At 43.1% G+C, this 9909-nt stretch carries 8 protein-coding genes; 6 read left to right on the top strand and 2 right to left on the bottom strand.

Annotation, left to right across the window (positions count from 1 at the left end; all coding sequences use genetic code 11):
• Positions 1–3: 3 nt before the first annotated feature.
• Both cobD and HWQ39_RS25735 read right to left on the bottom strand, forming a co-directional pair.
• Positions 4–1062, bottom strand: a complete 1059-nt coding sequence (cobD, locus tag HWQ39_RS25730) for a threonine-phosphate decarboxylase CobD (RefSeq protein ID WP_292851419.1) — start codon at positions 1060–1062, stop codon at positions 4–6.
• 26 nt (positions 1063–1088) lie between these two features.
• Positions 1089–1373, bottom strand: coding sequence for an HU family DNA-binding protein (locus HWQ39_RS25735; protein WP_010998076.1), 285 nt, complete (start codon positions 1371–1373; stop codon positions 1089–1091).
• A gap of 789 nt (positions 1374–2162) precedes the next feature.
• Here HWQ39_RS25735 and HWQ39_RS25740 point away from each other — a divergent pair.
• The 6 genes from HWQ39_RS25740 (at position 2163) to HWQ39_RS25765 (ending at position 9724) form a co-directional block, all read left to right on the top strand.
• Complete coding sequence (locus HWQ39_RS25740) at positions 2163–2453, top strand: DUF2288 domain-containing protein (RefSeq protein WP_292851451.1); 291 nt, start codon at positions 2163–2165, stop codon at positions 2451–2453.
• Between the two features lie 115 nt (positions 2454–2568).
• Complete coding sequence (locus HWQ39_RS25745) at positions 2569–2754, top strand: hypothetical protein (RefSeq protein ID WP_292851422.1); 186 nt, start codon at positions 2569–2571, stop codon at positions 2752–2754.
• Between the two features lie 485 nt (positions 2755–3239).
• Entirely contained in the window at positions 3240–5678 is a 2439-nt protein-coding gene (locus tag HWQ39_RS25750; protein WP_292851425.1) for an endonuclease MutS2, read from the top strand.
• A 78-nt stretch (positions 5679–5756) separates the two neighbouring features.
• The gene (locus HWQ39_RS25755) at positions 5757–6251 is read left to right on the top strand and encodes a hypothetical protein (protein WP_292851428.1); all 495 of its coding nucleotides are present in this window, start codon (positions 5757–5759) and stop codon (positions 6249–6251) included.
• Between the two features lie 995 nt (positions 6252–7246).
• Entirely contained in the window at positions 7247–7852 is a 606-nt protein-coding gene (locus HWQ39_RS25760; RefSeq protein ID WP_292851431.1) for a DUF3038 domain-containing protein, read from the top strand.
• 234 nt (positions 7853–8086) lie between these two features.
• Positions 8087–9724 (top strand): DUF4335 domain-containing protein, encoded by a 1638-nt coding sequence (locus HWQ39_RS25765; protein WP_292851434.1) that lies wholly within the window; start codon positions 8087–8089, stop codon positions 9722–9724.
• Positions 9725–9909 lie beyond the last annotated feature (185 nt).

Below are 9909 nucleotides of genomic sequence, written 5' to 3' on the forward strand. Positions count from 1 at the left end.
TCATTACTCATTACTTAACGCTGTTAGTAAGCGTTGGTTATCGGACTCTTCACGTACAGCAACCCGGAAAAAGCGATCGCCTAGTTCTTGAAAGCTAAGGCAATCGCGGATTAAAATCTGATGATGTTTGAGTAATTGTTGCTGCAACTGCAAAGTAGACTGTTGAGACTCAACCAGTAAAAAGTTAGCGGCACTTGCTTGGGGTTGCAATCCTGGGATTTCAGCTAAACCCTGAAAGAGTTGGTTTCGTGCAGGTGGTAGCCATGCCCAGGTTTGCTGCTGAAACTCTGTATCTTGGAGTGCCGCAATTGCCGCCGCTGCCGCTAGTGTGTTTACAGGCCAAGGATCGCGCCATAGCTGCCATTTTGCTAGACAATCGGGGTGTGCGATCGCATATCCTAATCGCAATCCTGGGAGACTGTAAAATTTGGTCAGCGATCGCAATACTACTAAATTTGGATATTCCTGTACCACCGGAATCAGGCTTTGTTCCTCATTGGGCGGCACAAAATCCATAAATGCTTCATCCACCACAACCAAAGCAAATTGCTCCAAGTAGGGCAATATAGAGTCCCGCGAGAATAGCTTTCCGGTTGGGTTGTGCGGATTGTTTAGCAATAGTCCTTTGTCCTTTGTCAATGACCAATGACCAATGACCAATGACCAATGACCAGTGACTAACGACAAAGGACACTCCAGCACTTTCGCGTCGTATGCCCTTAGGGTTCGGTAGTAGTCGCCAAAGGCTGGAGTTATTAAAATTGTTGCGGCTAATTGAGCTAATTCCCTACCGATTAAAGTGAGTAATTCTGCGGAGCCGTTACCCGGCAGAATCCACTCAGGCGGCAATTGATGGAAGTGACTGAGAGCTAGTCTCAGTTCACTATAATTTGGGTCTGGATAGTGCTTAAGATTACCAATTTGGGACAGTATAGCAGCGATCGCGCTGTTTGGAGGCCCCAACGGGCTGATGCTAGCAGAAAAATCCAGAATAGCATCAGGGGGACAGCCAGCCAGTGCTGCTGCCCAGGCTAAATTTCCCCCGTGTGCAGGTTGCCGCATTAAAAAAGGGTTCCCGAAGACAGAACCTATGCTTTTGGGGGTGCTACCTTTTCTCTAAACAGTTTTCCTGCGGAGAAAGCAGGTACTCTCGTAGCTGGAATTTCCATCTTTTCATTTGTTTTCGGGTTGCGACCTTCACGGGCTTTACGTTCCCGTGATTCAAATGAACCAAATCCCACCAAAGTTACCTTATCACCAGAGGAAACCGCTTCAATAATGGTTTCCAAAGCGGCAGTTAAGACTGCATCCGCTTGTTTCTTGGTAACACTAGCTTTTTCAGCTACGGCATCAACTAATTCACCTTTGTTCATGTCAAACTCCTGAAGGTTTACTTGAGATTCCAGTACGTATGCAAATTAATACATTTTGTACTGAAATTTCTATTCGCAGAAATACAAAAATCATCCTTTGGGAGTATTTTTACTCTAAACGGCTGTACATCCCATCGGCTCGACTTTTCAATGAATCATTCTAAGGTGTTGTAGCCTGATGTGGATAGATGAAAGCATTAATTTATATAGATTTCAGGATGTTTTGTAATTTTAGGGTACTTGTTTCCCTAAAAACTACCCCAAAAGTAGGAAAAAATACCTATTAAAAACCGCTATTTCCAAGAAAACAGGGAAGTAGCGAGGTGGGAGATGGTTAGCGTTTGTTGGGATTTATTACCATGAAGAGTTATTGCTGAGATTAAGGAACTCTAACCCCAATACTGCTCGGATAAGCAAGGGAAGCAGAGGAGGTAGGGGAAGGAGGGGAGGCAAAACTCAACGCCAGTTTCTATTTCTGACTTTTCAAGTTATGTGGAAAAGTCCACCAAAAATCTAACCCCTAACTCCCAACTCGTCGCGGGAAGGGGGAAAATTCAAAGTCTCTCCTTCTAGGAGAGAGATTTAGAGAGAGGTTTTCCAGATGCCGTGAAAAGTCAGGTTTCTATTTCTCCCCCCTACATCCCCTGCTCCCCCTGCCTCAACGGATAAATTTCTGTATTGCTCTATGTGGCAGACGTTTTAAAGAATCTGGAAATATAGCCGTAAGAATAAGATTACGATTTGTAACATTTGTAGAATAGTATCTTAGAAAAGACAAATTGGGAAATGATGTCGGATTTAAGAGCGGAATTAACAAAGATTTTGGATGAGGCAGAGTGGGAGTGGCTAATTCCTCATGTACAACGAGATGCAGTAATTTTGGTGGCACCTGATTTAAGCTTGATAGATGTTGGAGTAGCGATCGCCAGTGATAACATTCCATCAGTGCAACAGTGGATTGATGAGCTATTGCTTACCAAACCCACGACAGTACAGGTGGGAGAATGGAATCTTGAGCGTAGTAAGCGATTTAATACTCTCATTGTCCAGCCTTACGTTTTGGCACAAGAAATAGCCTAAAACTTTATCGCGGTTAGCTACTGCGAGGGTGCGAATTGCTTCAGCTTCTAATTCTGCTGCTTGTTGGGCGATTTCTGCTTGACGGCGACGGCGGAAAGCATCGATTTCTACAACGTTGCAATCACTAATACTCCGTTCTTCGGCTTCTCGTTCCGCAGCAATCACCGATAGGCGTTTGTTGCGTTCGGCTTTTTTAACTTCACCTGCTGTCTTAACTGATTCCTCTGCTTTGGCTTGTTGTGCTTGGGCAACAAAGCTTTCGCGTTTTTTGTTAGCAATAGCGATTGCTACATCTTCTTGAGCTAGTTTTCTACAAATGTCAATATAGCAATCTACATTCTTTATTCTCTAAGCATTTAACCAAAAAACTATAGGTTTAGTTTTTATTTAAAAAAATAATATTACTCTTAAATATTTGAATAAAATATTAACCAAAATCTTAACCAATAAAAAAAAATTTTATGTCCAGTAAAAGTTTCTTTTTTAATACAAGTAGTCCTGCTGTATGTTTATATGAGGTCAATAGAAATGGTTAACTTTTTTTAAGATCATGCCTCTGCGTACAATGTATTACAAAAAACATTGGCAAATGAAAATCCAGGTAAGCAGAGAGCAAAATAACTGAATTTTGCGGAAAGGCGATGGTAAGGTTTCGCAGTGTGGATTAGCTTAAGGCGTTGTCGCAGCCCAAACCAGGCATCAGACTAAAGCAAAATTTTCTTCTTTAAGATTTATCCATCTAGGAACTATAATTGTTACGATAATTTCAGATTAGATGTTGAAACCTTGATCCAATCTGAAACCTTAGAACTATTAGAATGGAATCGCCTCTGCCAGCACCTTGCCACCTTTGCGGCAACTAAGCTAGGGGCGACAGCTGCGCGTTATCTGAAAATACCCGATTCTCAGATCCAAAGCGAACAGTTATTAGAGCAAACCAAAGAAGTCTACCGACTGGAAAATCGCCTGACTACGGGGCTGTCATTTGAAGGAATTCAAGATATTGGCGATTCCTTAGAACGTGCAGAACGCAGTGGGACTTTGACAGGGGATGAACTGTTAGCGATCGCCACTACTCTCGCTGGTGCGAGAAATTTACGCCGTGTCATTGACAATCAGGAAGATTTACCGATACTGACTGATTTAGTTGCCGATTTGCGGACTTATCCCGAACTAGAACAGGAAATTCACCGCTGTATTGATGAACGGGCCCAGGTAACTGATCGCGCGAGTCAAAAACTGGGAGAAATTCGCACAGACTTACGCCGATTACGCAGCCAAATCACTCAAAAACTGCAAAATATTTTACAGGCAAAATCTGGCGCAGTTCAAGAACAGCTAATTACACAACGCAGCGATCGCTTTGTCATCCCTGTAAAAGCACCCCAAAAAGATGCCATCCCCGGTATTGTTCACGATACCTCTACTAGTGGTGCAACGCTGTACGTAGAACCGAATTCAGTAGTACCTCTAGGCAACCAACTGCGGCAGATCATCAGGAGAGAACAAGCCGAAGAAGAAACCATTCGCCGCATTTTGACAGAACTTGTCGCCGCAGTCAAACCAGATTTAGAGAGATTGTTAGCGATCGCCACCACTTTAGATTTGGCAACCGCGAGATCGCGATATAGTTACTGGCTAGGGGCGAATCCCCCGCGATTTATCCAGCGGGAAGACAAGGAAATCATTACCTTGCGAAACTTACGACATCCTCTGTTAGTGTGGCAGCAACAGCACGAACAAGGGCAACCAGTAGTTCCTGTAGATTTGTTGATTAGTCCGCAAATTCGGGTTGTAACCATTACCGGGCCAAATACCGGTGGTAAAACTGTAAGCCTAAAAACCCTCGGATTAGCAGCATTGATGGCGAAAGTGGGTTTATTTGTCCCCGCCCACGAACCAGTAGAAATCCCTTGGTTTAATAAAGTGCTGGCAGATATTGGCGATGAACAATCCTTACAGCAAAGTTTATCTACATTCTCTGGACACATCCGCCGAATTAGTCGGATTTTAGAAGCATTGGGGAATGGGGACTTGGGACTGGGGACTGGAGACTTGGGACTTGGGACTGGGGAAAAGGAAATTCCTAATCCCCAATCCCTAGTCTTACTTGATGAAGTCGGTGCAGGAACCGATCCAGTAGAAGGTAGTGCTTTAGCGATCGCCTTGTTGCAATATCTCGCTAACCATGCCCAGCTAACGATTGCCACCACTCACTTCGGCGAACTGAAAGCCCTAAAATACGAAGACGATCGCTTTGAAAATGCCTCTGTAGAATTTGACGAAAGTACTCTTTCGCCCACATATCGTCTGCTGTGGGGCATCCCCGGACGTTCTAACGCTTTAACTATTGCCCTGCGCTTGGGATTAAAACCGGAAGTAGTACAACAGGCAAAAACCCAAGTGGGAGAGGCCACAGATGAAGTTAACCAGGTGATTGCTGGCTTAGAAGCGCAACGCCGCCGTCAAGAAACCAAAGCTGCCGAAGCCCAAGTTTTGTTGCAGCAAGCGGAACGTTTATACAAAGAAGTATCCGCAAAAGCCACAAGTTTGGAGGAGAGGGAAAGCAGTTTGCGGGCTTCACAAGAAGTAGCAGTGCAACAAGCGATCGCTCAAGCAAAAGGTGAAATTGCCCAAGTGATCCGCCGTTTGCAGAAAGGTATGCCCACAGCCCAAGAGGCGCAGCAAGCCACCAACGCTTTGAATCAAATTGGCCAGCAATATCAGCCAGCAACGCCAGCAAAACCAAAACTTGGGTTCATGCCCAAAGTAGGCGATCGCATCCGTGTTCCCAAACTGGGACAGGTAGCCGATGTAATCACCGCCCCTGATGAAGATGGCCAGTTAAGCGTTCGCTTTGGGCTAATGAAAATGGCTGTGAAGTTAGAAGATATAGAATCTTTAGATGGTCAAAAAGCCGAACCAGTCGTCAAACCCAAGCCAGCCCCAGCAGCAGTAACCGCGCCACCGCAAAGTGTCCCAGAAATTCGGACTTCTCAAAATACCATCGATTTGCGTGGTAAACGGGTAGCTGATGCCGAATACATTTTAGATAAAGCCATCTCGGAAGCTACAGGCCCAGTCTGGATTATTCACGGGTATGGCACTGGTAAGCTACGACAAGGCGTCCATGCCTTTTTGCAACAGCATCCCAGAGTGAACAACTACGAACCAGCAGAACAAGCAGATGGCGGCACCGGTGTTACGGTTGCTCACATCAAATAAAGTAGCAATAAATGTAACTATAGCGGTTCTCAATTGCATTCAAACGAGAACTGCTATATTTCATCACCCAAAGTTAGGATGAAGCAGAAGTTACAAAATAAAAACAGTATGAAGACCAAGATTTTACCTTTCATTGCAGCTTTTAGCTTTTTTACTAATAGCCCAGTTTGTGCTGAGTATATAGGTGCAGCAAATATTTCAGAGCAAACTGATAGGGTTTACTACATAATGGTGCAAGGTAAAAATCCAGAAACTCTAGCTAATAAAGGTGGAATACTGACATGGACAGACGTGGCTTTTGGCACTGGAATGGCCGCAGTAAGTTATAAATGTGCTGAAAAAAACGTAGCAGCCGATACTTATTTTTATGTACTATACACAATAGGCAAACATAATGGGTGGTGGCAGGTCAATTGTGATTACGCACATAAGGTAGTAAGTGAATTCGGAAAAGATTCTGATGGAGTGCTGATGTTGCTAAATCAGGAAGGACGTAAAGAGTTCTTACATCCTTTATTAATTACTACTAAACAGCAAGCTAAGAACTTCCAAAGACGAAGACAAAATTTTTAGGATGCGATTATTTCCGTAATACAAATTAAGTTCAAAAACAATTATCCAACATTTTCAAATGCTGACTCGATCAAATTTTTAAGTTTGCCAATATAATTTATAATTAAACCTTATGATACATTGACAAAAGCCTTAGTTTATGTATTGAAAAAGAATAAGATTTCTCACTTGATTGATTTTTTTATGGATGAAAGCGATCGCCTAAAATATTCTCAATAAGTAGGCATAAATGCGATTATCTGAGGCTTTATTGAGATTGACATCTTATTATTGACAATATGCCTTTACCCTGGATTTAAAACCACTGAATTTTTAATTTAGTCGCGGCTCTATACCCCACAATACAGTTCAGATAAGACAAAAAGATTTGTAGAGACGGCGATTTATCGCGTCTCGAAAACCCAAAATTTTTGCCAGTAGCCCTTAACTAAACTGTATTGCGGTATACCCATTCCTTAGTTATGAATTATGAATTATTAATATTGGTCATCAGTTTCATGGAGACATCAATCTTCCTGATGTTGCCCAGCCTGTCTTGAAATAACAGGCTACACACAAGCAAAATGGGGTGGGATGATCTCCAGTAGTAAGAAACGCCTTTAGCAAATAGGTAAAAGATTTGTATAGTAATTTTATATACATGAAGATCAAGTAATAAACATCAAGAAATTTCAAAATTTAAAACTGCAAATAAATTATGAGGTATTCTAAATAATTACTTAGTGATAATTAGCGGTTAGCATTTAAAACAATAGTTTATTAATACTCTTGTACGGAGCTAGCAGCAAAAGTCAAGTAAACCTTAACTAGAATTGATAATTTTCTACTTTGTCCAAAATAAATTTTCATCTAGAGTAGGACAAAGATACCAGCTATTTACCACATAAAAAGCTAGCTAAGAGCCAAAGGCTTTAGCTATGGGAAACCAAGCTTGATTCTGAAGAGTCTGGTTTCAAAATGGGTAACAGCAACATCCCCTATCAGCTAGATCACCTATGCTAAAAGTTATGCACTCGGCCGCCAACTCAGCCACTCCAAATTCCCAGTGGGAGGATTTAATCAAGCTTCCAGCCCCAAACACAGTCCAATGGGATAATATCAAAACCCAATTAGACTTGGTGCTATTGGCGCTAGAAACCTTAACTGGGATTGGTTCAGAGGCTATGCTTTCGGCGGCAACCGATCTGAATTTAGAGTCAAGAGTGCCAGACCGCGTAGCTTTATGGCGACTGCGCCAATCAAATCCCCTACGCAAAGGTCAAGGAGGGCGCAAAAAGCTAGATGTCGAAGAAGCGCGATCGCTTGTTTTGATCATCTGCTATCTAGCCAAACAGCACCAGGAATTGATTCGCCGCGCTGTCGGTCTGTTAGAACAAATGGCAGAAAATAACCGGGAACCTCACCAAGCTGCTTTACTTGGAGACTATATTGATGCTTTTTGCAACACCTACCAAGAGCGGATGGAAGAGGACGAGAAAATCTCAACGGATTTACTAACCAACCTGGCTCTAAAACTGCTTGTAGATTTACTTTTTTACAGTGCTACTGGTGGGCATCGCCGTCTCTGGCTAGCACTGATAGACCGTTCAACAAAATTTTAGATTTGAAATTTCTCAACCAAAATTTACTTGCGATTTGTTTGCGAGATCGGAAAACCCTTTTGATGGTCGTTAGCTTTCTTTTTGGGCGATGCACTGTCAACACTGTTTCCTCCTTCCACACCAGTTTGCATAACTGAAGGAACCTGACAAAGTTCTGAGTGGAGGAGTCCGGCGTTCCAACTTTTCGCTCAATTTTTTGCAAAATCCCAAATAGTCTTCCAAGTTGTTCCTGCTATGCCTCTATCAAATTCTGTCATTCGTCGCTATACACCACCGACTTGCACGCTAGAAGTATTCGCGCAAAGTTCGCCTCTATCCCGTTGGATGGGTAAAACTGTCCTCAAACACCTAAGTTTTGAGTTACGTTTTGACGATCCCCGATTACCAGAAGAAAACAGAATTCCAATTCGGGGCGATCGCGAGCAACTCGAAGCTTTATGTGATGCTGTCTCTAGCTACGTACAGCAATTTCTCCAACAGTCTCCAGAAAGCTTTTGGGTCAGTTTCTCAACTACCCAGCAGTCAAGCACAGTATTGGATGAACCGGAATTAAAGTCTTCAACAAAAACATTAAATGCCTTTAATACCCAGATTCCAGGGGCAAATATTTATTTAGAACCAAGCAGCTATTTAACTCACAATCTATTTCTCGGTTCTCTTGCCAATTACTCATCTGGCCCTGTAATTCAACTCAGTCTGCTGCAACTATTCGATTTGGCAAGTGCTTTAGATGAATACTCGACTGATGTCATGGCACTCCCAACTCTCAACAACACGAGTTCCACTCTGAGATTCCCGACTTGGGCACCTATTGCCGCAGTATTAGTAATAGGTGTAGGTTTTTTACCAGTTACTTGGCAATATGCTAACAATCTTAGAGAAAAGCAACAGCAAACAGCCAAAACATCAGATTCAGCAGCAGTAAAGACTGCTTTAGAACCTTCATCCTCACTAAACTTTCCTACGCCCGATCCTGGGCTAACCACTCCAATCAATCCATCAGATAACTTGCTAGGTTCTACCCCTCCACTTGCCACATCCACTTTACCCCAAGCACCTCTAATAGCCCCTAGTTCTTCTAGTTTTTCTACGCCGCCACCTCTGAATGTATTAACAATACCTCAGGGGACGACTGCAACCCTTCCTAAAAATAGTGCGATGCCTCCGGCGAGCTTTTCTAACGCACCATCTAGCAAAAAACTCCCAGGCCAGGAAATTGCCATATTACCAAATCTGGGGCAAAATCCTACAAGGTCAAGCTCCCAACCCGGTGCTATTCCTCAACTGCGAAACTTGCCACCTAGACTATCTTCTAACGCCAGCAGCTTACCAACTAATATCTCACCAGTTCTTCCTCTATCTCTTGACACCATACCCAATAATAATCGTGTCAATGCTCCTACCCAACCCGCCCCACTAAACTCACAACAGCTAGATGAAAGAATCAATTCCCTACAACAACCTTCTTCTGTAGAGAAACCTGCTTCCCAAGTTCCCTCCTCTAGAACTGCCGAGAATAATCCTTTTATCGATCAATTGGGGGACGCACGCAAATCTCCCACATCCAGAGAAGTAGCGACTGGTACATTATTTGATACACCTCAAGTAGCAGAAGCTAGAGAATACTTAGTAAAGCGCTGGCAACCACCGACTGGACTAGCACAAACATTAGAGTACAGTTTGATAGTTAGTGCTGATGGCACCGTTGAACGAATTTTTCCCCTGAATAAGGTAGCAAGAGAATTTGTTGATAGCGCTGGGATGCCTGAAGTTGGTAAACCTTTTGTTTCCGCCAATAAACGCGGACAAAATGTCAGAATTCGAGTTGTTCTCAGTCCTGATGGTAAGGTACAGACTTTTCCTGATGAGTAAGTAAGCTAATCCGTTTAACGGGTCGCGCCACGACTGGAGACTGGGGATTAGGAAGAGTTTTTTTAAAACTTGGTTGGGGTCTGAATCCCCGAACAATTTTCCCAGTCCCCAGTCCCCAGTCCTTAGAGGATGTTTGAAAAGTCCTCTTGTCGGTATCAAAAATTTTAGATCCCCCTAAATCCCCC

This window comes from Nostoc sp. NMS8, from assembly GCF_017115045.1.
Taxonomy (GTDB): Bacteria; Cyanobacteriota; Cyanobacteriia; order Cyanobacteriales; family Nostocaceae; genus Nostoc.

What these genes read in the sequence shown, in the direction of transcription:
- cobD (WP_292851419.1), bottom strand. Translation starts at nt 1,062, where the DNA reads ATGCGGCAACCTGCACACGGGGGAAATTTAGCCTGGGCAGCAGCACTG.
- HWQ39_RS25755 (WP_292851428.1), top strand. Translation starts at nt 5,757, where the DNA reads ATGAAGCAGAAGTTACAAAATAAAAACAGTATGAAGACCAAGATTTTA.
- HWQ39_RS25760 (WP_292851431.1), top strand. Translation starts at nt 7,247, where the DNA reads ATGCTAAAAGTTATGCACTCGGCCGCCAACTCAGCCACTCCAAATTCC.
- HWQ39_RS25740 (WP_292851451.1), top strand. Translation starts at nt 2,163, where the DNA reads ATGTCGGATTTAAGAGCGGAATTAACAAAGATTTTGGATGAGGCAGAG.
- HWQ39_RS25735 (WP_010998076.1), bottom strand. Translation starts at nt 1,373, where the DNA reads ATGAACAAAGGTGAATTAGTTGATGCCGTAGCTGAAAAAGCTAGTGTT.
- HWQ39_RS25765 (WP_292851434.1), top strand. Translation starts at nt 8,087, where the DNA reads ATGCCTCTATCAAATTCTGTCATTCGTCGCTATACACCACCGACTTGC.